21 protein-coding genes are annotated in these 26,369 nt (G+C 73.3%); 14 read left to right on the top strand and 7 right to left on the bottom strand.

Annotated elements, in window-relative coordinates:
- Positions 1–121: 121 nt before the first annotated feature.
- Positions 122–1,687 (top strand): MFS transporter, encoded by a 1,566-nt coding sequence (locus tag HNP84_RS11370; RefSeq protein WP_312924425.1) that lies wholly within the window; start codon positions 122–124, stop codon positions 1,685–1,687.
- A gap of 33 nt (positions 1,688–1,720) precedes the next feature.
- Here the strand turns inward: HNP84_RS11370 and HNP84_RS11365 are convergent, their stop codons facing one another.
- Both HNP84_RS11365 and HNP84_RS11360 read right to left on the bottom strand, forming a co-directional pair.
- Positions 1,721–2,929: an MFS transporter gene (locus tag HNP84_RS11365; protein WP_185049578.1), complete on the bottom strand. Its 1,209-nt coding sequence runs from the start codon at positions 2,927–2,929 to the stop codon at positions 1,721–1,723.
- A 632-nt stretch (positions 2,930–3,561) separates the two neighbouring features.
- Positions 3,562–4,065 (bottom strand): TetR/AcrR family transcriptional regulator, encoded by a 504-nt coding sequence (locus HNP84_RS11360; RefSeq protein ID WP_185049577.1) that lies wholly within the window; start codon positions 4,063–4,065, stop codon positions 3,562–3,564.
- A gap of 153 nt (positions 4,066–4,218) precedes the next feature.
- Here HNP84_RS11360 and HNP84_RS11355 point away from each other — a divergent pair, with 153 nt between their 5' ends.
- The gene (locus HNP84_RS11355; protein ID WP_185049576.1) at positions 4,219–5,385 is read left to right on the top strand and encodes a cysteine desulfurase family protein; all 1,167 of its coding nucleotides are present in this window, start codon (positions 4,219–4,221) and stop codon (positions 5,383–5,385) included.
- 9 nt (positions 5,386–5,394) lie between these two features.
- Here HNP84_RS11355 and HNP84_RS11350 read toward each other — a convergent pair whose 3' ends face one another.
- The 3 genes from HNP84_RS11350 to HNP84_RS11340 form a co-directional block, all read right to left on the bottom strand.
- Positions 5,395–6,282, bottom strand: coding sequence for an alpha/beta fold hydrolase (locus tag HNP84_RS11350; protein WP_185049575.1), 888 nt, complete (start codon positions 6,280–6,282; stop codon positions 5,395–5,397).
- A 151-nt stretch (positions 6,283–6,433) separates the two neighbouring features.
- Entirely contained in the window at positions 6,434–7,081 is a 648-nt protein-coding gene (locus HNP84_RS11345; RefSeq protein ID WP_185049574.1) for a PadR family transcriptional regulator, read from the bottom strand.
- 84 nt (positions 7,082–7,165) lie between these two features.
- Entirely contained in the window at positions 7,166–8,215 is a 1,050-nt protein-coding gene (locus tag HNP84_RS11340; protein ID WP_185049573.1) for a DUF695 domain-containing protein, read from the bottom strand.
- A gap of 80 nt (positions 8,216–8,295) precedes the next feature.
- Here HNP84_RS11340 and mnmA point away from each other — a divergent pair, with 80 nt between their 5' ends.
- The gene (gene mnmA / locus HNP84_RS11335; protein WP_185049572.1) at positions 8,296–9,384 is read left to right on the top strand and encodes a tRNA 2-thiouridine(34) synthase MnmA; all 1,089 of its coding nucleotides are present in this window, start codon (positions 8,296–8,298) and stop codon (positions 9,382–9,384) included.
- 2 nt (positions 9,385–9,386) lie between these two features.
- On the opposite strand, the gene HNP84_RS11330 is transcribed toward mnmA, so the two are convergent.
- The gene (locus HNP84_RS11330) at positions 9,387–10,016 is read right to left on the bottom strand and encodes an MBL fold metallo-hydrolase (RefSeq protein ID WP_185049571.1); all 630 of its coding nucleotides are present in this window, start codon (positions 10,014–10,016) and stop codon (positions 9,387–9,389) included.
- A gap of 19 nt (positions 10,017–10,035) precedes the next feature.
- Here HNP84_RS11330 and HNP84_RS11325 point away from each other — a divergent pair, with 19 nt between their 5' ends.
- The 11 genes from HNP84_RS11325 to HNP84_RS11275 all read left to right on the top strand — a co-directional run bounded on the left by HNP84_RS11325 (position 10,036) and on the right by HNP84_RS11275 (position 25,484).
- Positions 10,036–11,046, top strand: coding sequence for a methionine synthase (locus HNP84_RS11325; RefSeq protein WP_376771860.1), 1,011 nt, complete (start codon positions 10,036–10,038; stop codon positions 11,044–11,046).
- A 52-nt stretch (positions 11,047–11,098) separates the two neighbouring features.
- On the top strand, positions 11,099–11,299 hold the full coding sequence (locus tag HNP84_RS11320) for a hypothetical protein (RefSeq protein ID WP_185049569.1): 201 nt from the start codon (positions 11,099–11,101) through the stop codon (positions 11,297–11,299).
- Positions 11,299–15,525, top strand: a complete 4,227-nt coding sequence (locus HNP84_RS11315; RefSeq protein WP_185049568.1) for a WD40 repeat domain-containing protein — start codon at positions 11,299–11,301, stop codon at positions 15,523–15,525. Before HNP84_RS11320 ends, HNP84_RS11315 begins: the two co-directional genes overlap by 1 nt.
- 43 nt (positions 15,526–15,568) lie before the next feature.
- Entirely contained in the window at positions 15,569–15,976 is a 408-nt protein-coding gene (locus HNP84_RS11310) for a hypothetical protein (protein WP_185049567.1), read from the top strand.
- A gap of 83 nt (positions 15,977–16,059) precedes the next feature.
- On the top strand, positions 16,060–18,246 hold the full coding sequence (gene ligA, locus HNP84_RS11305; protein WP_185049566.1) for an NAD-dependent DNA ligase LigA: 2,187 nt from the start codon (positions 16,060–16,062) through the stop codon (positions 18,244–18,246).
- A 244-nt stretch (positions 18,247–18,490) separates the two neighbouring features.
- Positions 18,491–20,668 carry a putative bifunctional diguanylate cyclase/phosphodiesterase gene (locus HNP84_RS11300; protein ID WP_185049565.1) on the top strand — a complete coding sequence of 726 codons (2,178 nt, stop codon included), beginning with the start codon at positions 18,491–18,493 and terminating at the stop codon, positions 20,666–20,668.
- 117 nt (positions 20,669–20,785) lie between these two features.
- Entirely contained in the window at positions 20,786–21,085 is a 300-nt protein-coding gene (gatC, locus tag HNP84_RS11295; RefSeq protein WP_185049564.1) for an Asp-tRNA(Asn)/Glu-tRNA(Gln) amidotransferase subunit GatC, read from the top strand.
- Positions 21,082–22,572 carry an Asp-tRNA(Asn)/Glu-tRNA(Gln) amidotransferase subunit GatA gene (gatA, locus tag HNP84_RS11290; RefSeq protein WP_185049563.1) on the top strand — a complete coding sequence of 497 codons (1,491 nt, stop codon included), beginning with the start codon at positions 21,082–21,084 and terminating at the stop codon, positions 22,570–22,572. Before gatC ends, gatA begins: the two co-directional genes overlap by 4 nt.
- Entirely contained in the window at positions 22,533–24,077 is a 1,545-nt protein-coding gene (gene gatB / locus HNP84_RS11285; protein WP_185049749.1) for an Asp-tRNA(Asn)/Glu-tRNA(Gln) amidotransferase subunit GatB, read from the top strand. Before gatA ends, gatB begins: the two co-directional genes overlap by 40 nt.
- 225 nt (positions 24,078–24,302) lie before the next feature.
- A complete protein-coding gene (locus HNP84_RS11280; RefSeq protein ID WP_185049562.1) occupies positions 24,303–25,214 on the top strand; it encodes a helix-turn-helix domain-containing protein in 912 nt (303 codons plus the stop codon).
- The gene (locus tag HNP84_RS11275) at positions 25,215–25,484 is read left to right on the top strand and encodes a DUF397 domain-containing protein (RefSeq protein WP_185049561.1); all 270 of its coding nucleotides are present in this window, start codon (positions 25,215–25,217) and stop codon (positions 25,482–25,484) included.
- A gap of 235 nt (positions 25,485–25,719) precedes the next feature.
- Here the strand turns inward: HNP84_RS11275 and HNP84_RS11270 are convergent, their stop codons facing one another.
- Positions 25,720–26,367, bottom strand: coding sequence for a hypothetical protein (locus tag HNP84_RS11270; protein WP_185049560.1), 648 nt, complete (start codon positions 26,365–26,367; stop codon positions 25,720–25,722).
- Between the last annotated feature and the right edge of the window lie 2 nt (positions 26,368–26,369).

Genomic DNA, 26,369 nt, shown 5'->3' with positions numbered 1-26,369 from the left:
CCTTTCGGCGTCCGCCTCATGATAGCGCCGACCGTTGACGTGTTCACAGTTGACATGGAAACAACCTGGCGCTAAGGATTGACGCGTCAACAGTTGTCGTCTCAACACCAAGGGGTGTGACGTGAACGACGTCACCGTCGCCCGGGCGGGATGGCGGGAGTGGACCGGGCTCGCCGTGCTCGCCCTTCCCACCTTGCTGGTCTCCATGGATCTGACCGTGTTGCACCTGGCGGTCCCTCATCTGACCGCCGACCTGGCGCCAAGCGGTACGCAGTTGCTGTGGATCGTGGACATCTACGCCTTCCTCGTCGCCGGGCTTCTGATCACGATGGGAACCCTCGGCGACAGGATCGGGCGCCGCCGGCTCCTGCTGGCCGGCGCCGCCGCGTTCGGGGTCGCCTCGGTCCTGGCCGCCTACGCCGGCAGCGCCGAGATGCTCATCGCCGCGCGAGCGCTGCTCGGCATCGGCGGCTCGACCCTGATGCCCTCCACCATGTCGTTGATCCGCACGATGTTCCACGACGACAAGCAGCGCACCGTCGCCATCTCCGTGTGGATGATGAGCTTCATGACCGGCGGCGCGATCGGCCCGCTGGTCGCGGGCTTCATGCTGGAGAGCTTCTGGTGGGGGTCGGTGTTCCTGCCGGCCGTGCCGGTGATGGTGCTGCTGCTGGCCCTGGGGCCGGTGCTGCTGCCCGAGTATCGCGACCCGTCACCGGGACGGGTCGATCCGTCCAGCGTGCTGCTGTCCATCGTCTCGGTGCTGGCCCTGGTCTACTGCCTCAAGCAGATCGCGGCAGACGGCCTGTCCTGGCAGGCTTCGGTGTCCTTCGCCGTCGGCCTGGTCGCGGGCGTCGTGTTCGTCAGGCGCCAGATGAGGCTGGCCTACCCCCTCATCGACGTCCGGTTGTTCCGCGACCGCGTCTTCACCACCTCGGTGGGCACCCTGCTGGTCAGCATCATGGTCATGATGGGCGTCTACTTCTTCACCGCCCAGTACCTGCAGTTGGTGGAGGGACTGTCCGCGCTGGAGGCGGGGCTGTGGACGCTGCCCAGCACCGCCGCGGGGATCGCCGGGACCATGGTGGCCCCGGCGCTGCTGAACCGGCTCCGCCCCGTCTACGTGATCAGCGGCGGGATCGTCGTCGCGATCATCGGTCTGGCGATGCTCACCCAGGTCGGGACCTCCGGCCTCGCCCTCATCATCACGGGGTCCGCGGTGCTGTCCATCGGCATCGCACCGGCCACCGTCCTGGGCACCGACATGATCGTCGGAGCCGCCCCGGCCGAGCGGGCCGGGGCGGCCTCGGCCGTCTCCGAGACCAGCAGCGAGCTGGGCGGAGCGCTCGGCATCGCGGTTCTCGGCAGCATCGCCACCGCCGCGTACCAGAGCCGTTTGACGGACACTATCCCCGCGGGACTCGCACCCGAGGCGGCGGACACCGCGCTCAACACCCTCGGCGGCGCACTGGAGACGGCCACAGACCTGCCCGCCCGTCTCGGCGACCAGTTGGTGGCCGCGGCCCATGGCGCCTTCGTCCACGGGTTGCACGTCATCGCGGTCGTCAGCATCATCACCATGGCCGTCTTCGCCGCTTCGGTCGCCGTCGTGCTCCGCAGGCTGCCCTCTTCTTCCGCCGGCCAGGAGCAAGCGATCCCTTCGACCGCCGAACCGAAGCCCCGCTAGGCGAAGGGGATTCGCTCGCGTGTGGGCGGGGGCTCAGGCGGCTACGGGGTGTTCGTCCTTGGCGTCTCCGGCTGGGACCGCCTCGTGGTCCCGCGCGGCCGCGGTGGCGGGCAGGAAGCGGGCGGTCACGGCGATCAGCGCTCCGAGCACCACGGCGGTGAACATGGCCGTGCGCAGCGAGGCGTGCTCGGCCAGGAAGCCGATCAGCACCGGGCCCAGCAACAGTCCGGCGTAGCCCATGGTCGCCGTCTGGGCGATCGACGGGCCGGGGGTGGCGGTGGCCGTACCGGCGAGGGACAGTGCCAGGGGCGTGATCGTCGCCACGCCCAGGCCGACGAGCAGCATGGACGCCACCGCGACGCCCACCACGGGTGTCGTGATCACGGCCGTGAACGTCACCGCCGTGATCAGGCCCGAGCCGACCAGCAGCGCGCGGGCCCCGAACCGGGTGCGCAGGCGGTCACCGCCGAGCCGTCCGAGCAGCATCCCGAACTCGAACACCGGGTACCCCAGCGCGGCGACGGCCTCCGGCGCGCCCACGGCGTCCCGCAGGAACAGGCCGTTCCAGTCGGCGACCGTGCCCTCCACCATGAAGGCGCAGAACGCGATCAGGCCGAGCAGGTACACGCTCCCCGGCAGTCGCCGCCGCGGCCCGCGCGCGCCGGACGCGGCTGCCGCCACGCGCGGCTCCGGCAGGTACCAGCGTCCGGTGAGCACCATCAGCGGCATCGCGACCAGCGCGGTGACCGTGAGGTGCGCCTCGAACGACATCCCCGCCGCGATGGCCGCGGTGCCGAGCACTCCCGCCGAGATCGCGCCCACGCACCATCCGGCGTGCATCCCGTTCATCAGCGGCCGTCCGGCCCGCCGCTCCACGATCGAGCCCTGCGCGTTCATCGCGATGTCCACGGTCCCGAACGTCAGCCCGAACACCGCCGAGGCGGCCAGCAGCGCCGGCAGACCGGGCGCCATCGCGACCAGCACCAGCGCCGCCGCGCACAACGGTCCCCCGATCCGCAACACGGCCCGGCTGCCGGCATACGCCATCACCCGCCGCATCGACTGCATCGTGACGAGAGCACCGATCCCCCACGCGAGCAGAACCCCGCCCACATGCGCCTCGGTCAGCCCCAGCCGGTCCACCAGAGCCGGAATGCGCACGGTGAAGGTTCCGCACAGCAGGCCGGCCAGGACGAACGTGAAGATCGCCCCAATTCGCGCCTGCCGCAGGTCGCGCGTCATCGTCCCCTCCTCCAAATAATGTTGACAATCGTGTTTACGCTCCCGCCAAAGGGGAACACAGCCTCCGGTCGCCCTTACGGCCCGGGCCGCGAGGGCGACCACCAGCCCCTCGCCGGCCCCCCGACCAGGCCCGATCCCGCGCTACGCCCCTTCCGTACGGCCCGATCCCGCGCTACGCCCCCTCCGCACGGCGCGCCCTGGGCCGCCGGGCGTGCGGTCACAGGGCGCCGGCGTCGTCGGGCGCGCGGCCACACGGCGCTTGTGCCGCCCTCGGGTGCGCGGTCACACGCCGCCAGCGCCATCGGCCACATGCCGTTGGGCGTGGCCACATGCCGTCGGCCAGCGGGCGTCCGCCCTGTTCTGGGTGTCGCCACCGCACGTCGTGCTTCGTCCGCCCTGCTCTGGTGTCGCCACCGCATCGCGCTCCGCTCGTGGCCCGTATGGCGCACCGTGGGGGGCCCGCATCGGATGCGGGCCACCGGTGCGCATCGCGTAGAAGGCCCAATCGCCTGGCCCTCTGCCTGAGGGAATCTCGTGGCCTGTGCGCCGTCCGGCATTGACCTCGGCGTGCTCGCATCGGCGGGCATGCGTCCCGGCCGCCCCGCCCCCGCGTAGGTCCTGGCCGGCGGCCCCTATGTGAGCATGGACATCAGGTGGTGTTCCAGGGACGCCTGGGCTTCCTGGTCGTACAGGGCGGGGGCGTGGGTGGCCACCTCCCAGAGGCCCTCGCAGGCCAGGCGGACCACCTGGGCGGTCATTCTGTCGCCGTCCTGGTCCAGGCCCTCGCTGTTCCAGCGGATCATGGCCTCGCGGAGGGGGGCCAGGAGGGTGGGGTCGCCGGCGGCGCCGGTGACGACGGCCCAGCGTCTCAAACGGCCGCTGCGGACGGCGGCGAAGGTGGCGGCTACGTAGCGTTTGGTGTAGGTGTCGTGGTCCTGGGTCGCCATCAGGTCGTCGAAGTCGGCGATCAGCCGTTCGACCATGGCGCGGACCAGGGCGTCCTTGCTGTTGAAGTGGTAGAGAAGGCCGCCCTTGCTGACGCCGGCGCGCTCGGCCACCGCCGCCAGGGTGAGGGCGTGCGCCCCCTGGTCGGCGAGCAGGCTTTCGGCCGCGTCGAGCAGTTCGTCCCTTCTCATGCCTTTTACTGTACCGTCCGGACGGTTCAGTGGCAAAGGGCGGCAGTGGGGAATCCCCGGGGCGCGGATACCCTTGGAAAGTCGTGTCCGATATCGGCTACTGGACATGTTTCACGGCGGTCTCGTGACGGCCGGAGGGCTGGAGGGAATGCGGTGGTAGAGCCGGCCTATCTCGATCATGCGGCGACCACGCCGATGATCCCCGAGGCGATCGAGGCCATGACGGCCCAGTTCGCCCGGCCGGGCAACGCGTCCTCGCTGCACGCCTCGGGCCGCCGTACGCGCAGGGTGGTCGAGGAGTCGCGCGAGGCGGTGGCCGCCGCGTTGGGCGCGCGGCCGAGCGAGGTCGTCTTCACCGCGGGCGGCACCGAGGCGGACAATCTCGCCATCAAGGGCCTGTACTGGGCGCGCCGGGCCGCGGGCGCGACACGGGTGCTGGTCAGCTCCGTCGAGCACCACGCCGTGCTCGACCCCGCCCACTGGCTGGCCGACAACCAGGGCGCCCAGGTCGAGCTGCTGCCGGTGGACGAGTTCGGCCGCGTACGCCCCGACACGCTCCGGGAGGCGATCGAGCGCGATCCCGGCAGCGTGGCGCTGGTCAGCGTGATGTGGGCCAACAACGAGGTCGGCACCGTGCAGCCGATCCGGGTGCTCGCGGCCATCGCCCACGACCACGGCATTCCGTTCCACACCGACGCGGTGCAGGCGATCGGGCAGCTCCCGGTGTCCTTCTCCGGTGCGGGGGTGGACGCGCTCACGCTGTCCGGGCACAAGGTCGGCGGGCCGATGGGGGTGGGCGCGCTGCTGCTCGGCCGGGGACTGGAGCCCGTGCCCGTGCTGCACGGCGGCGGGCAGGAGCGCGAGGTGCGCTCCGGCACGATCGACGCCCCCGCCGTCGCCGGGCTGGCCGCCGCGGTCACCCATGCCGTGGCCCGGCAGGAGGCGCTGGCCAAGCACCTGACCGAGCTGCGCGACGACCTGATCCGGCGCGTACGCGAGGCCGTGCCCGACGTCGTCGTCAACGGCGATCTCGCCGACCGGCTGCCGGGGAACGCGCACTTCGCCTTCCCCGGCTGCGAGGGCGACGCGCTGCTGATGCTGCTCGACGCCAAGGGCGTGGAGTGCTCGACCGGGTCGGCCTGCTCGGCCGGGGTCGCCCAGCCCTCGCACGTGCTGCTGGCCATGGGCGCCGACCCGGCCGCCGCCCGGGGGTCGCTCCGGTTCAGCCTCGGCCACACCTCCACCCAGGCCGACGTGGACCGGGTGGTGGAAGTGATCGCGCCGGTTGTGGAACGTGCCCGCCGGGCGGGGCTCACCTGAGCCGAGGGCTCAGGCGCCGGTCAGGAAGCGGCGCAGCTCGCGGGCCACGACGTGCGGACGGCCGCCCTGGTCGCGGTTGCCCGTGGCTCCGTGGTGCAGTCCGGGCAGCTCCACCAGCCGTGCCCGCGGCAGCACCCGGGCCAGCGCGTCCACCGCGTCACGCAGGTATTGCGGGCTCCTGCTGCCCTTGAGCAGCAGCACGTCCGCCTCGATCGCCCGGTACGCCTCCTGCGTGCGCGCCATCTCCACGACCAGCTCGCCGTCGTAATGCAGGGTCGGCGCCAGCTCCTGGAAGGAGGGCGCCTCCCCGCCGCCGGTGCGGCGCATCATCAGGCGTGTCAGCAGGACCAGCACCGGCCGCGGCACGTACGCGAGCGCCGGCGGGCCCATCTGCGCGCCGAGCATCCCGCTGACCAGCGCCGCCGCCACCTTGCCCGCGGCCATCTCGCGGTCGTGCCGGCGCAGCCAGTCGGTGGGGGCCGGGCCGTCGGTGAACAGCGGCGGCTCGAAGATCGCCGCCCTGCGGATCGCGCCCGGCAGGGTGAGCGCCGCCCGCAGCGTGATCAGTGCGCCGGAGCTGACCCCGAGCACGTCGCGGGCGCCGGTGGCCGCGAGCACGGCGGCGAGGTCCTCGACCTCGGTACGCATGCCGTGGTCCTCGCGCCACGGCCCGCTCAGGCCGCGCCCCCGCCGGTCGGGCAGGTAGACGGTGAAGTCGCCCGCCAGCTCCTCGGCGAGCTGGACGTGGCTGTAGGACGACTGCATCGCGCCGTGCAGCGCCACCAGGCCGGGGCCGCGCCCCAGGACCCGGTAGCCGATGGGGGTGCCGTCGCGGGAGGTCGCGTGGGCGACGGTGGACGTGATCGCGGATGGGCCGGTCGCGGATGGGCTGGTCATGGTGTTGTCTCCCCTTCGGGTGTGATCGGTCCCGGAGGGGAGCCCGGCTATCCTTGCGATGCCACCTTGCGGCCGGGGTTCACCCTCGCGGGTCTCGGTCGGAGGTCACGCTCGGCGGGGTGTTGCAGCACCCCGCCGGGCGCATGCCGGGTCAGTCGCTCGTGCCGCCCCTTTCCGCCAGGTCGGCGAGGCCGGGCGGCAGGGGCTCGCCGTGGTGGTAGGCCCGCCATGTGTCGAGGCCCGGGAACTCGCCGCTGCGCAGCTCGGCCAGCAGGCCGCGCACCCAGGCCGCCTCCGCCTCCCGCACCGCCAGGTCGTACTCGTCCTCGACCAGGAACAGCCGGGGGATCTGCGTGAGCTGCCGGGCCAGCGACTCACGGCGTACGGCGAGGTCCTGTTCCAGGCGGTGCAGCCGCCGCTCCAGCAGGGCGACGACCTCGTCCGGACCGAGGCCGCCCATCACCGACAGCCCGGCCTGGAACCTGGTGTGCTCCGGCTCGGGCTCGGCCAGCAGCTCCCGGGTCCAGTCGGCCAGCTCGGCCCGCCCGGCCGCGGTGATCGCGTACGTCGTGCGCTCGGGCCGCCCGCCCTCGCGCTCGCTGCCGGTGGCGGTGATGAGGCCGTGCTTGTCCAGGTTCGCCACGACGGTGTAGAGCGAGCCCCACTTGATCGGCATGTCCTGGTCCTTGCCGCGGGCCCGCAACACGGAGGCCATCTCGTACGGGTGCATCGGCCGCTGCGCCAGCGCGGACAGCACGGCCAACGCCAGCAGGTTGCCCACTTTGCGGCGCTTCGCCATGTCATGCCCCTCGTAGGCGGATATTCGTCCACGAGTATACGGCCGCGAGCGGGCCACCGCCAGCCCCTAAGGGGACGGAGTGGGTCAGTCGAGGAAGGGGGCCACGGCCGACCAGGCGGGGTCGGTGGTGACGTTCACCTGGGGCGTGCCCTCCTTCCAGGTGGCGGCGAGGTCGTGGGCGCGGGCGGCGGCGTCGGTGGCCGGGTCGGCGTAGAGGTGCAGGACGCGGCGGGACTCGGCGCTGATGTGCGCGGCCAGCAGGGCGGAGCCGCCGAGGCCGGCCAGGGTCTCGGCGAGGCGGTCCTCGAAGGCGCGCAGGGAGTCCAGCGACGGGCCGGCCGGCAGGCCGTCCTCGGTGGCGTGCTCGTACGGCAGCGCGATGGCGATGTGCTGGTCGAGCAGCGGGTGGTCCACCGGGCGCAGCGGGAAACGCGCCGTGGCGACCAGCTTGGCCCCCGAGCCCGTCTGGCCCTCCAGCAGGGCCCACTGCTCGTCCTGGTAACCGGAGGCGAGGTCGGCGACCACGGCGGACAGGTGGGCCGCGGCCACGGCGTCGATGGGCGGGAACGCGGCCGGGGTGATCTCGCCGATCCAGCGGGCGACGTCGTCCTCGCCGAGCAGCCAGTCGAGGGCCAGCAGGGTGGCCTCCATGCGGGTGTCCTCGTCGAGCAGCGTGAAGATCGGGTGGTACGCCACCACGTCCAGGCGCGGCGTGCCGCGCGGCACGTGCAGGCCCAGCGAGAGCTGGTCGAGGTCGAAGTCGTAGCCGCCCACGTCGAGGGTGAGCTCCAGCGCCTCCGGGTTGGCCTGGCGGGAGGGGTGGAACTCCCAGCGGGCGTCGGCGGGCGGGGCGGCGCGGGCCCAGCGGTGGGCCAGCGGGCGCAGCTCGGCGTCGCCGGCGGCGGTGACCACCAGGGCCTGCTTGGCGGTGCGTCCGGGCGCGATCTCCCAGACCAGGGACGGGTGCAGCGCGGCCACGGCCGGGGTGATCCGCTCGGCGAGCGCGTCGGCCTGGTCGGCGTCGACCATCGCGTCCAGCTCGGGGCGCGCCTCGGCCCACCAGCTCCAGAAGCCGGCGATGGGGCCCTCGGACTCGGACTCGGGTACATCGGCCCTGCGGCCGAACAGTCGCATGGCCGCTGATTCTCCCAGGGAGACGGCGCCGATGCCAACGGGGAGGCGGGGCGTGGCGCAGCGGGTAGCCTGGTGATGTTATGGGTCTTCGTGTGCTTGCCGCCATGTCCGGCGGCGTCGACTCCGCCGTGGCCGCCGCCCGCATCGCCGAGGCGGGCCACGATGTCACCGGCGTGCACCTCGCGCTGTCGGCCAACCCGCAGTCCTACCGCACCGGCGCGCGCGGGTGCTGCACGATCGAGGACTCGCGCGACGCCCGCCGCGCGGCCGACGTCATCGGCATCCCGTTCTACATCTGGGACATGGCCGAGCGGTTCCACCGCGACGTGGTGGAGGACTTCGTCGGCGAGTACGCCGCGGGCCGCACCCCCAACCCGTGCCTGCGCTGCAACGAGAAGATCAAGTTCGAGGCGGTGCTGGACCGGGCGCTCGCCCTCGGCTTCGACGCGGTGGCCACCGGCCACCACGCCCGCCTGGAGGACGGCGTGCTGCGCCGCAGCGTCGATGCCGCCAAGGACCAGTCGTACGTCCTGGGCGTGCTCACCCGCGAGCAGCTCGCCCACGCGATCTTCCCGCTGGGCGGCTCGACGAAGGCCGAGGTGCGGGCCGAGGCCGCCCGGCGCGGGCTGGCCGTGGCCGACAAGCCCGACAGCCACGACATCTGCTTCATCGCCGACGGCGACACCCGCGGCTTCCTGGCCGAGCGGCTGGGCGCGGCCGAGGGCCCGATCGTGGACGCGCTGTCGGGCGAGGTGGTGGGCAGCCACCAGGGCGCCTACGGGTTCACCGTGGGCCAGCGCAAAGGGCTGCGCCTGGACCGCCCGGCGGCCGACGGCCGGCCGCGCTACGTGCTGTCGATCGAGCCGGTCTCCAACACCGTGCGGGTCGGCCCGAGATCGGCGCTGGAGGTCACCGCGATCGAGTGCGTGCGCCCGGTGTGGAACGGCCCCGTGGCCGAGCCGCGCGAGCCGCTGGCCTGCACGGTGCAGCTCCGCGCCCACGGCGAGGTCTACTCCTGCCGCGCCCACGTGAGCGGCGACACGCTGCGCGTCGAGCTGGACCGCCCGGCCACCGGCGTGGCGGCCGGCCAGGCCGCGGTGCTCTACGACGGCGACACCGTGCTCGGCTCGGCGACCATCGCCTCGGCGGGCGTGCCCACGGCGGCCTGACCCTACAGCTCCACCGACTCGCCGGGCGTCAGGCGGCGGATGTCGGCGCGCTGCTTGCCGGCCTCCATGCCCAGCCAGGTGTCCACCAGCTTCAGCCCGGTCTCGTTGTAGATCCCGTCGTGCGTGGAGTACGCCCGCGCCGGGCGTACCGTGCGCAGGAACTCGATCACCTCGGGCAGCTTGAGCCAGGGCGCGGTCATGGGGACCAGCAGCGTGCCCACCTCGCCGCCCGGCAGCGTGAACGCGTCGCCCGGGTAGTACACATCGCCGTCCACCTTGAACCCGACGTTCTGCACGATCGGCATGTCGGGGTGGTTGAGCGCGTGCCACTCGCCCACGACGTCCACCCGGAACCCGGCGGTCTCGAACCCGTCGCCGTCGCGCACCGTACGCACGGTGGCGGCCACCTCGGTGAGCCGCCCCGCGACGGCCTCGCAGGTCCAGATCTCGGCCGTGGCGGGCAGCCGGGCCAGCCGCTCGGGGTCCAGGTGGTCGAAGTGCTCGTGCGTGATCAGGACCGCGTCGGCCCCGTCGAGCGCCTCCGCCTCGCTGAAGGACCCGGGGTCGATGACCAGGACCCGCCCGTCCTTCTCCAGGCGTACGCACGCGTGCGTGTACTTGGTGAGCTTCATGCGGCCTAACCTAGCTGCCGTGAGCGAGTATCCCTGGAGTGAGGCGGTCGCGACCGGCGTCGGGTCGCATCCCGGCGAGGACCACCTCGAAGCGCAGCGCGTGGTGTTCGGCGAGCTGCCCGGCCTGCCCTATCTGGTGGAGCTGCCGGCGCGCGGCGTCGGGGCCGACATGGTCGGGCGGACGGCCTCGATGCTGGTGGAGCTGCCGGTGGAGGTGCGGCCGTCGGGGTGGCGGTTCGCCGACCGGCCCGGACGCGACATGCGGCGGGCGGCCGAGCACCTGTCCCGGGACCTCGACGGGCTGGAGGAGGTCGCCCAGGGGTACACCGGGCCGCTGAAGGTGCAGGTGTGCGGGCCGTGGACCCTGGCGGGCGCGATCGAGCTGCGCCACGGCGACAAGGTGCTGGCCGATCCGGGCGCGGTGCGCGACCTGATGGAGTCGCTGGCCGAGGGCCTGGCGGCCCACCTCACCGAGGTACGCCGCCGCGTGCCGGGCGTGTCGCGGATCGTGCTCCAGCTCGACGAGCCGGGGCTGCCCGCCGTGCTGGCGGGCACGGTGCCGACCGCCTCGGGGTTCGGCCGGCTGGCCGCGGTGGAGGAGCCGGTGGCGGTGGAGCACCTGCGCACCGTGCTGGAGGCGGCGGGCGAGGAGTTCACCGTGGTGCACTGCTGCGCGCCCGAGGTGCCGTTCGCCGCGCTGCGCCGGGCGGGCGCGCAGGGGGTGTCGGTGGACGCCTCGCTGCTGCGCCGCCGCGACGAGGACGCGATCGGCGAGTCGATCGAGAACGGCGTGGCGTTCTTCCTGGGCGTGGTGCCGGGCACCGATTCCCGCCTGCCCGACGTGGGGGTGGTGGCCAAACCGGCGCGCGAGCTGTGGCGGCGGCTCGGCTTCGCCCCGGCGACGCTGGCCAGGCAGGTGGTGCTGACCCCGGCGTGCGGGCTGGCAGGGGCGTCGCCGGCGTACGCGCGGGCGGCGCTCGCCCGCTGCCGCGAGTCGGCCGTGGTCCTGCGCGAGGACCCGCCGGAGTAATCAGGCGATCGACCCACAAGCGGGCTGCAAGCGCCACTGGATATCCCTGACGATGCAACTACCATCGAACTGGGAGATCCACACCATGCGTACCGGCGCTCGCGTCCTGCTCCTCGGCCTGGCCACCGCCGCCTCCGTCGGGCTCGCCCTGCCCGCCTCGGCGGCCACGGCCGACACCTGGAGCTGGGGCACGGCGACCAGGATCACCGGCTCGTGCTCGGCGTGGGACGGCATCTGGGCCCAGGGCGGCTGATGGCCGGAGACCTGCGGACGGCCCGGGCGCTGCTGCTCGGCACCGGCGCCCACGCGGGCTCCTCCGGCCTGCCCGACATCCCCGCGATCGGGACCACGCTCGCCGACCTGAAGGCCGCGCTGCACGAGCGGTGCGGCCTGGCGCCCGGCGCCGTACAGGTCGCACTGGACCCGGCCACGCCGCTGGAGATGGGCGAGGCCCTGGCGGCGTTCACCGAGGCCGGCGAGGGCGGGCCGCTGATCGTCTACTACGCCGGGCACGGCCTGCTCAGCCGTACCGGCTCGCTCTACCTCGCCACCGCGGCGGCCGACCCGCGGCGCAACCGCCTGGAGCACACCGCGCTCCCGTACGCCGTGCTGCGCCGCTACCTGCTCGACGCCGCCGGGCCCGTCGTGGTGCTGCTGGACTGCTGCTTCTCCGGCCGCGCGGTCTCGGCGATGGCCGACCCGGAGGACGAGGTGGCCGCCCTCGCCGAGATCGGCGGCGGCTACGTGATGACCTCGGCCGGGGGCAACGAGGTGGCGCTGGCGCCGGAGGGGGCGCGGCACACGGCGTTCGCGGGCGCGCTGCTGGGCCTGCTGGAGCATGGCGACCCGGACGGGCCGCGCGATCTGAGCCTGCACCACGTCTACCGCTACCTCGCCCGTACGCTGCCTGCCGCCGGGTACCCGCGCCCCCGCTGCCGTACCGCCGGTCCCGTCGGCGACCTGGTGCTCGCCCCCAACCCGGCCCACCGCCCGCCCGCCGCCGTGCGGCCCGCGCCGTCCGGGAGCGGGGCGCCGTGCCCGTACCGGGGGCTGGCCGTCTTCGAGGCCCGGCACGCCGAGGCGTTCCACGGCCGCGAGCGGCTGACGGCCGCGCTGCTGGCCCGGCTGGCCGAGCGCGCCGGCGATCCCCGGCCGCTGCTGGTGGGCGGCGCGTCCGGGTCGGGGAAGTCCTCGCTGCTGCGCGCCGGGCTGCTGCCCGCGCTGGACCGGGGTGCGCTCGGCGGGGCGCGCGGGGTGCTGTTCACCCCGACCGCCGACCCGCTGGGCGCGCTGGCCGCCGCCCTGCCGCCCCCGGGCGGGGAGCGCGTGGTGCTGGTGGTGGACCAGTTCGAGGAGGTCTTCACGCAGTGCGAGGACGAGGCCGGCCGCGCCGCGTTCATCCGCGCCCTGCACGCCGCCGCCTCCGACGGCTCGGCGCTGGTGGTGGCGGCCGTGCGCGCCGACTTCTACGGCCGCTGCGCCGAGTACCCCGAGCTGCGGGCCGCGCTTGAGGGCGGCCAGGTCGTCGTGGGGCCGATGACCCCCGCCGAGCTGCGCGCGGCCATCGAGCGGCCCGCCGCGTCCGCGGGGCTGGAGCTGGAGCCGGGGCTGGCCGAGGTGCTGCTGAACGACTACGGCGGCTCGGAGGCCGGGCGGCTGCCGCTGCTGTCGCACGCGCTGCTGGCCACCTGGCGGGAGCGCTCGGGAGACACGCTGACCGTGGCGGGCTACCTGCGTACGGGCGGCATCGCGGGCGCGCTGGCCGCCACCGCCGACCGCGTGCTCGCGGGCCTGGACGAGCCGGGCCGTACGGCAGCGCGCGAGCTGTTCCTGCACCTGGTACGCGTGGGGGAGGGCGCGCAGGACACCCGGCTGCGCCTGGACCGCGGCCGGCTCGCCGCCGAGCTGCCCGACCCCGCCGCCGCCGAGAAGGCCCTGGCCGCCTTCGCCGCCGACGACGCCCGCCTGATCACCATGGACGAGCGCTCGGTGGAGATCACCCACGAGGCGCTGCTGACCGCCTGGCCCACCCTGCGCGGCTGGCTGGACGAGGGCCGCGCCGGGCTGCTCGCCGCCCAGCACCTCGCCGAGGCCGCCCGCGCCTGGGAGCGCGAGGCCCGCGACCCCGGCGGGCTGTACCGGGGCACCCGGCTCGCCCTGGCCCGCGAGTGGGCGGAGCGGGGCGAGCGCCGGCTCGGCCCGCTCGCCAGGGAGTTCCTGGAGGCCAGCGTCGAGCGCGAGGCCGCCGAGGCACACGCCGCGCGGCGGCGGGCCCGGCGCGGGCTGGTCGCCACCGCCGTCATCGCCGCGCTGGCCGTGCTGGTGCCGTCGATGGCCGCGCTGGCCCTCTACAGCCGCTCCGAGGCCGAGAGGCAGCGGCGCGTCGCCGAGGCCCGCGACCTGGCGATCGGCGCGGACCTGGTGGAGGAGGTGCAGCCCGAGCTGGCGCTGCGGCTCGGCATGGCCGCCGTCTCGCTCAGCGGCAGCGCCGACGACCGGGCCCGGCTCGCCTCCCGGGTGATGGCGTACGCCCCGGTCTCGACGCTCGCCGGGCACGGAGACGAGGTGCGCGCGGTCGCGGTCGCCCCCGGCGGGCGCGCCGCCGCCACCGGCGGGCAGGACGGCACGCTGCTGCTGTGGGACCTGGCCGACCCGTACCGGGTGCCCGCCCCGGCACGGGTGGCGGTGCCGATGCGGGTGGTCAGGTCCCTCGCGTACGCCCCGGGCGGCGACCTGCTGCTCGCCGGCGGCGACCGCCGCACCGCCGTGCTGTTCCGGCTGGTCCCGGGCGGGCCGCCGGTCGAGGTGGCCCGGATGACCGGCGAGTCCACCTTCGTCAACGCGGTCGCCTTCGCGCCCGACGGGCGCACGGCGCTGCTCGGCGGGCTGCCGCCGAGCCTGTGGGACCTGTCCGACCCGGCCCGGCCGCGGCGGCTGCCCTGGCGGGCGGAGGCGGCGTTCGCGGCGGCGTACGGGCCGGGCGGGCTGCTGGTCACCGGCGGCCAGGACAGCTCGGTGACGGTCTGGGACGCCCGCGACCCGCGCGACCCGCGCGAGCTGGCCACCATGCGGGGCCAGCCGGAGGGGCGGCGGACGACGGGGCTTGCGCTCAGCGGCGACGGGCGGGTGCTCGTGGCCGGCGACCAGGGCAACAGCGCCAGCGTGTGGGACCTGGCCGAGCCCGCCGCGCCCAGGCGGGCGGCGCTGCTGGCCGGGCACTCCGGCGAGGTCGCCGCGGTCGCGTTCGCGGGGCGCGACCCGGTGGCCCTCACCGCGGGCGACGACCGGCGCGCGTACCTGTGGGACCTCGGCGACCCCTACCACCCGCAGCAGATCGAGGCCCTGACCGGGCACGACGGGCCGATCGCCGCGGCGGCGTCCGACCCCTCGGGCCGGTACGTCGTGACCGCGAGCGCCGACCGGTCGGCCGTCGTGTGGCGGGCCTCCGGCGTGCCCAGGCTGGCCACGCTGCGCGGCGAGCCCGGCCACGTGCTGCACGCTGCCTTCGCCCCCGACGGACGCCGCGCCCTGACCGCCGGCACGGGCGGCGGCGCCGCGCTGTGGGACGTCGCCGACCCGCGCAGGCCCGCCCGGCTGGCCACGGTGGGCGAGGAGGTCGCGCAGGCGGTCTTCGCCGGGTCCTCCGGGCGGGTGCTCACCGCGTCCGGCGACGGGGCCGCGCTGTGGGACGTCGCCGGCCCGGCCTCGCCGCGCGAGCTGGCCGCGCTGCCCGACCCCGAGGGCGGCGTCCTCGGCGTCGCCGCCGCGCCGGACGGGCGCACCGCGCTCACCTTCGGCGAGAACGGCCGGGTCCTGCTGTGGACGCTCGCCCCCGGCGCCGCGCCGCGCGCCACCGCGCTCACCGGGCACCCCGGGGTCGTGCTCGCCGCCGCCTTCTCCCCGGACGGCCGCCGGGCGCTCACCGCCGGCGCCGAGGGCGCCGTGCTGCTGTGGGACCTCCCGCAGGGTGCGCCGCCGCGCCTGGCGGCCCGGCTCGCCGGGCACCGGTCGGACGTGCCCGCGGTGGCGTTCGCGCCGGACGGCGCCAGGGCCCTCACCGGCGGCGCGGACGGGCGGGCGATCCTGTGGGACCTCACCGCGCGCCCGCCCGCCCGGATCGCCGTGCTCGGGCACACCGCCCAGGTGGACGCGGTCGGGTTCGGGCCCGGCGGGATCACCGCGATCACGATCGGCTTCGACGACGCCGGCAGCGTGTGGAACCTCACCGACCCGTCCCGGCCGCGCGAGCTGGCCACCGTACGGGGGATGGCGGCCACGGCGGCGTACGCGCCCGGCGGGCGCGCCCTGCTCACCGGCGGACGCTCCGGCGCGGCCGTGCTGTGGGACGCCGGCCTGACCGAGGACGTGGCCCGCGACCCGATGCGCGCCGCGTGCCGCCTGGCCCGCCGCGGCCTGGACGCCGCCGAGTGGCGCCAGTACGTCACGGCCGAACCCGTGGCCGAACCGTGCGCGAGGTGATTGGCTGAGCGCGACGGCTACATCGATCCCCCCGGGAGACGAGATGGCGGCAGTTGAGGAAGAGACGCTCGCGGAGATGTCGGCGGAGGCGAGCGTGGTGGTGCCGCCCACCCGCTTCGAACCGGTCGCCTCCCCGTACCTGGCGCGGATCAGGGTGCGGGTGATCCGGGTCCGCAACGCCGCCGGCACGGCCGACGACCGCTACCGCGTCGAGTACTGGCTCGCCAACGAGAGCACCTCGTCCACCTCCCAGGCGTGGGCCAAGTTCCGCTACAAGGTCAGGGGCCGGTGGAAGAAGAGCGGCGCGCTCAAGAGCCGCGACCGCACCCCGTCCATGAAGTCCATCGACGGCGGCGCGCTGACCGGGATGACCGAGCTGGAGGTGTGGGTGTCGGCGGGCAACCTGCGCCGCGCGTTCAGCCCGGAGAGGTACCAGGACGTGTGGGGGTAGTCCCGCGGCGGCGCTAACGTTCTGCCCAGGGGCAACGCCCGCGGGGCAGCCACCCGGGGCGACGGAACGAGGGGAGACGTGCGATGGCCGCCGACGCCGAGGGCATGCCGGTGACCGCGCAGACGCGGCACGCCGAGCTGGCGGAGCTGATCGACGACGCCAACTGGCGCTACTACGTCCTCGACGCGCCGACGGTCAGCGACAGCCAGTACGACGCGTGGATGCGCGAGATCCAGGCCCTGGAGGAGGAGCATCCGGAGCTGCGCACCCCCGACTCGCCCACCCAGCGGGTCGGCGCGCCGGTCTCCACCGAGTTCACCGAGGTCGAGCACCTCCAGCGGATGGAGAGCCTGGACAACGCCTTCCAGCGCAACCAGCTCGAAGCCTGGCTGGCACGGGCCGAGAAGCTGGCCGAGGGCGACCCCGGTCCCTACCTGTGCGAGCTGAAGATCGACGGGCTGGCCGTCGCGCTGGTCTACGAGCACGGGCGGCTGGTCCGCGCGGCGACCCGCGGCAACGGGCGTACCGGCGAGGACGTCACGCCGAACGTGCGCACGATCCGCGACGTGCCCCACCGCCTCACCGGCGACGGCGTGCCCGACCTGCTGGAGGTGCGCGGCGAGGTGTTCCTGCCGGTCGAGGGCTTCAAGCGGCTCAACGAGCAGCTTCTCGCGGCCGGCAAGCCGCTGTTCGCCAACCCGCGCAACTCCGCGGCGGGGTCGCTGCGGCAGAAGGACCCGCGCGTCACCGCCCAGCGCGAGCTGCACCTGATCGCCCACGGCTTCGGCGTGTGGCAGGGCGGCGGCCCGGCGCCCGAGACCCAGTCGCAGGTCTACGAGCGGCTGCGCGAGCTGGGCCTGCCGGTCAGCGACCTGTACCAGGTCGTGGACGGCCTCGACGGCATCCTCGGCTACATCGAGCACTACCGCGCGCACCGGCACGAGCCGGCGTACGAGATCGACGGCGTGGTGGTCAAGGTGGACCGGCTCTCGGTGCAGCGGGAGCTCGGCTCCACCAGCCGGGCGCCGCGCTGGGCCATCGCGTACAAGTACCCGCCGGAGGAGGTCAACACCAAGCTGCTCGACATCCAGGTCGGGGTGGGCCGCACCGGGCGGGTCACGCCGTACGGCGTGATGAAGCCGGTCAAGGTGGCCGGCTCCACGGTCGAGCGCGCCACCTTGCACAACGCGCAGGAGGTGGAGCGCAAGGGGGTCCTGATCGGCGACACCGTGGTGCTGCGCAAGGCGGGCGACGTCATCCCCGAGATCGTCAAGCCGGTCGTGGAGCTGCGCGACGGCGCCGAGCGGCCGTTCGTGATGCCGACCCACTGCCCCGAGTGCGGCACCGAGCTGCGCCGCGAGAAGGAGGCCGACGTCGACATCCGCTGCCCGAACGCGCGGTCCTGCCCGGCCCAGCTCCGTGAGCGGATCTTCTTCGCCGCGAGCCGCGCGGCGTTCGACATCGAGGGCCTGGGCTATGTCGCGGCCACCGCCCTGACCAGCCCGCTGCCGCCCCAGCAGCCGCCGGTGCGCACCGAGGCCGACCTGTTCGACCTCACCCTGGAGCAGCTTCTGCCGATCAAGACGGTGGTCCGCGACCCCGAGACCGGGCTGCCCAGGATCGACCCCGAGACGGGCGAGCAGAAGGTCGTCTCCTTCTTCGCCAACATGAAGGGCGAGCCGAAGAAGACCGCCGAGCTCATGCTCGACCAGCTCCGCGAGAAGCGGGCGAGCCAGCCGCTGTGGCGGGTCCTGCTGGCCCTGTCGATCCGCCACGTCGGCCCGACCGCAGCCCAGGCGCTCGCGGCCGAGTTCCGCAGCCTGCCGCGGATCTTCGGCGCCTCGGAGGAGGAGCTGGCGCAGGTCGAGGGCGTCGGGCCGATCATCGCCGCCTCGGTCAAGGAGTGGTACTCCGTCGACTGGCACCGCGAGATCGTCGAGCGCTGGGCGGCGGCCGGGGTGCGCATGGAGGACGACGAGCTTCCGGAGGCTCCCGAGGTCCCGCAGACCCTGACCGGTCTGACCTTCGTCGTCACCGGCACCCTGGCGGCCTTCACCCGCGAGGCCGCGGGCGAGGCCATCGCCGCCCGCGGCGGCAAGGTCACCGGCTCGGTCTCCAAGAAGACCAGCTACCTGATCGCGGGCGAGAACGCCGGCTCCAAGTACGACAAGGCCGTCTCACTCGGGGTCCCGATCCTGGACGAGGCCGCCTTCCACATCCTCCTCGACAAGGGCCCCGAGGCCCTGCCCCCGATCCCCGCCCCCGAGTGACCGGGGGTGGCCCGGATCACAATGCGCGCCGAAATCATGTTCTGAAATTTTCCCGAGATTTCGGTCACGTAGCGTGAGGAAATGAGGGCGAAGAGGAGGGTGTGGCAACCCTGCGTATACCAAACGCTCATTAATGGTGACATCTGGCGAGAAATCGCCAGTAACGCAACGTGCCCAACCGGTTTCGCGAAGTGGCCCAGAGGTCGTACCCTCCCATAGTGACCTCCTGGGGGTTTCGTTACTCATGACCGAACCGACCGATCCGCGAGACAGCGGACCCCGCATCGGCTCACCGCTGTGGGCCTACCTCGCGGGCGTCACCACGATCGGCTTCACCGCCCTGGTCGTGGCCATGGCGCTGCTCGGCCTGGACGACCTGACCATGCTGGCCGGGCTGCCGCTGTTCTGGGTGCTGGCCGTGCTCGTCGTACTGGGCGAGCTGCGGCCGGTGATGGTCTCCTCCTCGGCCGTGGTCAACGGCACCTACCCCTCGGCGATGTTCACCTTCGCCGTGCTGCTGCACTTCGGGCTGCCGGTCGCGGTCCTGCTCCACGCCGTCGCGGTCGCCGTCAACGGCGTGGTCACCCGCAAGGCGTGGCACCGCGTCATGTTCAACATCGCCCAGGTCACCCTGGCCAGCACGGCCGCCGCCGTCGTCCTCGGCCTGTTCGGCGTACGCCCCGGGCCGGGCCACCCGTGGGTGCCCACCGGCGCCGACCTGCTGCCGATCGCGCTGGCCGGCGCCGCGTACTTCCTGGCCCGCGCCGTGCTCGTGTGCGGCGCCGTCTCCCTGCACGAGCGCCGCTCCATCTCCCGCGTCGTCCGCGCCACCATCGGCGGCCAGGCCCTGGTGTACGCCGGGCTGCTCGGCCTGGCCCCGCTCGTCGTGGTCGTGATGTCCCACTCCCCGGCCCTGGTGCCGCTGTTCGTCGCCCCCCTCGCCGCGGTCTACTTCACCGCCACCCTGTCCATGCGCCGCGACCACCAGGCCATGCACGACGGCCTCACCGGCCTGCCCAACCGCAAGCACCTGGTCCTGCGCACCGAGGAGGCGCTGGCCGAGGCCCGCGGCGACGAGCGCGTCGGGCTGTTCCTGCTCGACCTGGACCGGTTCAAGGAGGTCAACGACACCCTCGGCCACCCCGTCGGCGACCGGCTGCTGCAGATCGTGGCCCACCGGCTCAGCCACAGCGTGCGTCCGGGCGACGTCGTGGCCAGGCTCGGCGGCGACGAGTTCGCGGTGCTGCTCCCCTCCGTGCGCGACGCCGTCGCCGCCCGCGAGGTGGCCGCCCGGCTGCGGGTCGCGCTGACCGAGCCCGTACGCCTCGAAGGCATGACCTTCGACCTGGACGCCTCCGTCGGCATCGCGCTGCACCCCGACCACGCGCCCGACTTCGAGCTGCTGCTCCAGCGGGCCGACGTGGCGATGTACCTGGCCAAGGAGGGCCGCACCGGCGTCGAGCTGTACCAGGCCGAGAAGGACCGCAACTCGCCCGAGCGGCTGCGCCTGCTCGGCGACCTGCGCCGCGGCCTCGACTCCGGCGAGCTCCGCCTGCACTACCAGCCCAAGATCGCCCTGGGCACGGGCCGCGTGGTCGGCCTGGAGGCCCTGCTGCGCTGGTCGCACCCCACCCGCGGGCTGATCTCCCCGGCCGACTTCGTGCCGCTCGCCGAGCAGTCCTACCTCATGCGCCAGCTCACCCAGCACGTCATCGACGCCGCCCTGGAGCAGGCCGCCGAGTGGTGGCACGCCGGGCTGCGCACCCAGGTCTCGGTCAACGTCTCGGCCCGCGACCTGCTCGACGGCGCCCTGCCCGAGCGGCTGGCCGCCGGTCTCGACCGCTACGAGCTGCCCCCCACCGCCATCCAGCTCGAGGTCACCGAGCGCATCCTGATGACCGACCAGGCGTACACCGGCGACACCATCCGCGCGCTGGCCGCCCTCGGCGTGCCGCTCGCGCTGGACGACTTCGGCACCGGCTACTCCTCCCTGGTCCGCCTCCAGCGTCTCGCCGTCTCCGAGGTCAAGATCGACGCCTCGTTCGTGCGCCGCCTGGCCGGGCCGGGGGAGGACGGCGAGCCCGGCGCGTCCGCCGACGAGGACCGCATCGTACGCTCGATCATCGACCTGGTCCGCTCGCTCGGCCTGCGCTCGGTGGCCGAGGGCGTCGAGACCGACGAGGTGGCCGGCCGGCTGGCCGAGATGGGCTGCGACGTCGGCCAGGGCTGGTGGTTCTGCGAGGCCATGCCCGCCGCCGAGGCCACCCTGTGGCTGCGCGCCCGCCGGTCCCTGCTCGCCGCCCCCGAGGGCCCCGCCGTCCACCTGCGCGCCGACACACCCGGCGCCGCCATCCCCGCGTCCGTGCCCACGGCCAGAACCACCCCCGACACCGACGGCCTGGCCATGGCCGACACCCGATGACCCGCCCGATGACCTGATCGTCGTGGGTCGATCGCGTTAACCGTTCGGACGCGCTCGGTGACGGGCCCTAGGATGACAAGTGTCCAATCGCCATTCATGAAACGGGTTCAACGACTCATGTCCGCCATAACCCGCGACGAGGTCGCCCATCTGGCCCGGTTGTCCCGGCTGGCGTTGTCCGATGAGGAGCTCGACCACTACGCGACCCAGCTCGATGTGATCATCGGGTCCGTGGCGCGGGTGTCCGAGGTCGCCGCAGAGGATGTGCCGCCGTCGTCGCACGCGCTGCCGCTCACCAACGTCTTCCGTCCCGACGAGGTACGCCCCTGCCTGACGCCCGAGCAGGCGCTGTCCGGCGCGCCGGCGGTCGAGGACCAGCGTTTCCGCGTACCGCGGATCCTGGGGGAGGAAGCATGAGCCTGACGCGTAAGAGCGCCGCCGAGCTGGCCGCGCTGATGGCGAGCGGAGAGGTCTCGGCGGTCGAGGTCACCCAGGCCCACCTGGACCGCGTCGCCGAGGTCGATCCCAAGATCAACGCGTTCCTGCACGTCGATGCCGAAGCGGCGCTGGAGCAGGCGCGCGCGATCGACGCCCGGCGCGCGGCGGGCGAGGAGCTGGGGCCCCTGGCCGGGGTGCCGATCGCGCACAAGGACGTCTTCACCACGATCGACATGCCGACCACCGCCGGGTCCAGGATCCTGGAGGGGTGGCGGCCGCCGTACGACGCGACGGTGACCCGCCGCCTGCGCGAGGCCGGCCTGGTCATCCTGGGCAAGACCAACCTGGACGAGTTCGCGATGGGCTCCTCCACCGAGAACTCCGCCTACTTCCCGACCCGCAACCCGTGGGACCTGTCCCGGGTGCCCGGCGGCTCCTCCGGCGGGTCCAGCGCGGCGGTCGCCGGCTACGTCACGCCGCTGTCCACCGGCACCGACACCGGCGGCTCCATCCGCCAGCCGGCCGCGGTCACCGGCATCGTCGGCATGAAGCCGACCTACGGCGGCTCGTCCCGCTACGGCCTGATCGCGTTCGCGTCCTCGCTCGACACGCCCGGCCCGTTCGCGCGCAACGTCCTGGACGCCGCGCTGCTGCACGAGGCGTTCTCCGGGCACGACCCGCTCGACTCCACCTCCATCGACGCCCCGGTGCCGCCCGTGGTCGAGGCCGCCAGGCACCCCGACGTCGCCGGCCTGCGCGTCGGCGTGGTGAAGGAGTTCGCCGGCGAGGGCTACCAGCAGGGCGTGCTCAACCGCTTCCACGACTCCGTCGAGCTGCTCGAATCGCTCGGCGCCAAGGTCGTGGAGGTGTCCTGCCCGTCGTTCACCACCGCGCTCCCGGCGTACTACCTGATCGCGCCGTCCGAGTGCTCCTCCAACCTGGCCCGCTTCGACGCCATGCGCTACGGCCTGCGCGTCGGCGACGACGGCACCCGCAGCGCCGAGGAGGTCATGGCGCTGACGAGGGCCGCCGGGTTCGGCCCGGAGGTGAAGCGGCGCATCATGCTCGGCACGTACGCGCTGAGCAGCGGTTACTACGACGCCTACTACGGGCAGGCGCAGAAGGTGCGCACCCTCATCGCCCGCGACTTCGAGGCCGCCTTCCAGCAGGTGGACGTCCTGATCTCGCCGACCACGCCCACCACCGCCTTCCCGATCGGCGAGCGCGCCGACGACCCGATGGCGATGTACCTCGCCGACCTGTGCACGATCCCGGCCAACCTGGCGGGCAACGCGGCCATCTCGGTGCCGTGCGGCCTGGCCGACGAGGACGGCCTGCCGGTCGGCCTGCAGATCATGGCCCCGGTCCTGGGCGACGACCGCTGCTACCGGGTGGGCGCCGCCGTGGAGAAGGCGTTCGAGTCCCGCTGGAACGGCCCGCTGCTGAAGGAGGCTCCGGCACTGTGACCACGACGACGACCCTCATGCCGTACGACGAGGCGTTGGAGCGCTACGAGCCGGTCCTCGGCCTGGAGACCCACGTCGAGCTGGGCACGGCGTCCAAGATGTTCTGCGGCTGCGCCACCACCTTCGGCGCCGCGCCGAACACCCAGGTCTGCCCGGTCTGCCTGGCCCTGCCCGGCGCGCTGCCGGTGGCCAACGAGAAGGCCATCGAGTCCACGATCCGGATCGGCCTGGCGCTGAACTGCTCCATCGCCTCCTGGTGCAGGTTCGCCCGGAAGAACTACTTCTATCCGGACATGCCGAAGAACTACCAGATCAGCCAGTACGACGAGCCGCTGTGCACCGACGGCTACCTCGACGTCGAGGTCGATGGCACGGTGGTCCGGGTCGGCATCGAGCGCGTGCACCTGGAGGAGGACACCGGCAAGTCCACCCACGTGGGCGGCGCGACCGGCCGCATCCACGGCGCCGACTACTCCATCGTCGACTACAACCGGGCCGGCATCCCGCTCGTCGAGATCGTCACCAAGCCGATCGAGGGCGCCGACAGGCTCGCCCCCGAGGTGGCGCGGGCGTACGTCACCGAGCTGCGCGAGCTGATGCGCGCGCTGGGCGTCTCCGACGTGCGCATGGAAGAGGGCTCGCTGCGCTGCGACGTCAACGTCTCCCTGATGCCCCGCGGCTCCTCGGAGTGGGGCACCCGCACCGAGACCAAGAACGTCAACTCGCTGCGCTCGGTCGAGCGCGCCGTCCGCCACGAGATCGAGCGCCAGGCCGCGATCCTGTCCGAGGGCGGCCGCATCGTCCAGGAGACCCGCCACTTCCACGAGGACACCGGCACCACCACCTCGGGCCGCTCCAAGGAGGAGGCGCAGGACTACCGCTACTTCCCCGAGCCCGACCTGGTCCCGATCGCCCCCGACCCGGCCTGGGTCGCGGAGCTGAAGGCCGCCCTGCCCGAGCTGCCGTCGGTCCGCCGCAAGCGGCTCCAGCAGGAGTGGGGCGTCTCCGACCTCGACATGCAGGCCATGCACAACGCCGACGCCATCGACCTGGTCGAGGCCACGGTCGCCGCCGGCGCCCCGCCCGCCGACGCCCGCAAGTGGTGGATGGGCGAGCTGGCCCGCCGCGCCAACGAGGCCGCCGTCCCCCTGTCCGACCTGCGGATCACCCCCGACCAGGTGGCCCGGGTCTGCGCCCTGGTGGCGAGCGGCGCCCTGAACGACAAGCTGGCCCGCCAGGTCCTGGAAGGCGTCCTGGAAGGCGAGGGCACCCCCGACGAGGTGGTCGCCTCCCGCGGCCTCCAGATCGTCAACGACGAGGGCGAGCTGAGCCGCATCATCGACGAGGTCCTCGCGGCCAACGCCGACGCGGCCGACAAGGTCCGCGGCGGCAAGATCGCCGCCGTCGGCGCCCTGGTCGGCGGCGTCATGAAGGCCAGCCGAGGCAAGGCCGACGCCGCCCGAGCCCGCGAACTCATCCTGGAGAAGCTAGGCGTCTCCGCCTAACAGGGGCCGGGTCGGCACCCGGCGCTTCGCCAGGCCCAAGGGCATGGCCTTCGGCACCCGGCGCTTCGCGCAAAGGGGCCTCAGCCGCTGCTCCCCAGGGGGCTTCGCCCCCCTTCGCCCCCCCGGCGAGGGGGCCTACCGGCCCCCTCGCGCTCCCCCGGAACCCAGGGTGCTCAAGCCCAGCCGATTCCGTCCTGGACAAGAGATGACTTCTACGCGGACGACGTGGAAGAAGACCCACGAGGAACTGTCCGCCAAGGGGATGGAGTTCCCGGCCCCGCCGGTGCTGGTGGGCGTGGTCCCACCGTCCGCCGCCGCAGGCTCGCGGCAGAGCTTCGCGTCCTGCGAGAGCGCGCCGGGCTCACCGGAGAGCAGGCCGGCGAGCGACTCGGATGGTCCGTCAGCAAGATCAGCCGTATCGAAACCGGCCAGGTCGGAGTCAGGAACCGGGATCTCGCCGCACTTCTCGACCTCTACGAGGCACCGAACGGTAAACGAGACGCGCTCACCGAACTTGGGCGGACCGCTGCACAGCGAGGTTGGTGGGACACGTACGAGTCGATCCCCACGGAGTACGCGAACTACATCAGCCTGGAGTCCGAGGCAAGCTCCATCAGATGCTTCTCACAGACACTCATCCACGGCTTGTTGCAAACCGAGGACTACGCCCGAGCCGTCATCAGAGCAGCGCTGATACCGTTCGCGCCCGCCTCCGAGATCGACCGTCGCGTCGAGGTCCGCATGACTCGCCAGAAGGTGCTGCACCGCGACCCTCCCCTTGCCATTTGGATGGTTCTGGACGAAGCGGCCCTTCACCGCATGGTCGGCAATCCTGAGATCATGAGAGCGCAGTGCGAGTCCCTGATCCGGCAGGCGGAGCTGCCGAATGTGACAATTCAGGTCCTCAGCAGCGCTGCGGGCGCTCATCCCGGAGCCAATACCCCTTTCTCGATCCTGGCGTTCCCTGAGCTGTACGACCCTGATGTGGTCTATATCGAGACGATGATGAGTAATCTGTGGATCGAGGACGACGGCGAGGTCCATCGCTATAGCCTCGCCTTCGACCAACTACATGCCATGGCGCTCAGCCCAGACGACTCAAGAACGTTCATCTCTCAGGCGGCCAGACGCCTCTAGATGGAAAGAGGGACCTGGCACACCAACCCGATCGACCCCGCCACTCTCACCTGGCGGAAGAGCCGGCGAAGTGACGGGGGTAACGGCTGTGTGGAAGTCGCGGTTGCCGACAGTGCACCAGCCGATGCTCCCCACAAGGCCAACCGGGGCCCTCTAGTGCTCATTCGAGACAGCGAAAACCCCACCGGCCCGGTCCTGGCCTTCACCGAGTCTGAGCTCCGGGCATTCTTCGATGGCGTCAAGGACGGCGAGTTCGACGACTTGATCTGACCTCCACACCTCAACAAAAACGCCCGATCATCGGGCCGGTGTCGGGCGCTTTCAGGTGCTGCCATGCCTGATGAGCGGATAGCCGACCTCGAACCGCTCAGCGTCCAGCCGCGTGTCGTTGACCTCAAGCGGGAGAGCGCCCCAAGGTATCGGGGGGCGACTCTTGCGGCGGGAGGCGCGCTTGTCGCACTCCACGCGAAGGCCCTTGAGCCGGAGCGCTCGATCGTGGGTACGCTCACGGAAAAGCCACTGCCCGGCAAGGAAGAACGCCACGGAACGCCGCCGCCTTCTGCAGATCGCCGCCGCAGGCCTCGGCTCCGGCGCGCTCGGTCTCACAGGTGAGCCGGTCCGTCAGCTCCTCGACATGGCGCTGGAGTACGGAGAGCGCGCCGTGGAGGACTGGGAGCTGACGTGTTCGGACCACCTGTACGCACTCCGCACCCGCCCACCGGCCCAGGTCACGGCGGATCTCGTGACCGACCTGCTGGCACTGCAACGTCAGATCGACACCGCCGGTCCCGACACACTGCCCGGCCTGCACCGCGCCGCCGCGGCCCTTTCGGCGATCCAGGCCAACGCGCTCACCCGCCTGGGTGAGCACGGGCCCGCCCTCCGCTGGTGGCGTACGGCGCGGGCGGCGGCGGACGCCTCCGGAGACCTGGAGACGCGCGTCCTGGCCCGCGACGAGGAGGCCGGACACGGCCTGTACGGGCAGCGCGATCCCGCCACGGTGCTCCGGCTCGTGGACAACGCGACCCAGATCGCCGGACGGCCGACCGTCGGCTTGCTGACCACGCGGGCGAAGGCGCTGTCCCTGCTCGGCAGGAATGACGACGCTCGCCGCGTCCACCGCGATCCGCGAACTCGCGGACGCGGGCGTCACCC

Origin of the sequence: Thermocatellispora tengchongensis (assembly GCF_014202315.1) — a bacterium.
Classification (GTDB): Bacteria; Actinomycetota; Actinomycetes; order Streptosporangiales; family Streptosporangiaceae; genus Thermocatellispora; species Thermocatellispora tengchongensis.
Note: the sequence above shows the minus strand (reverse complement) of the source record. Positions and strands in the feature narration are given on the sequence as shown.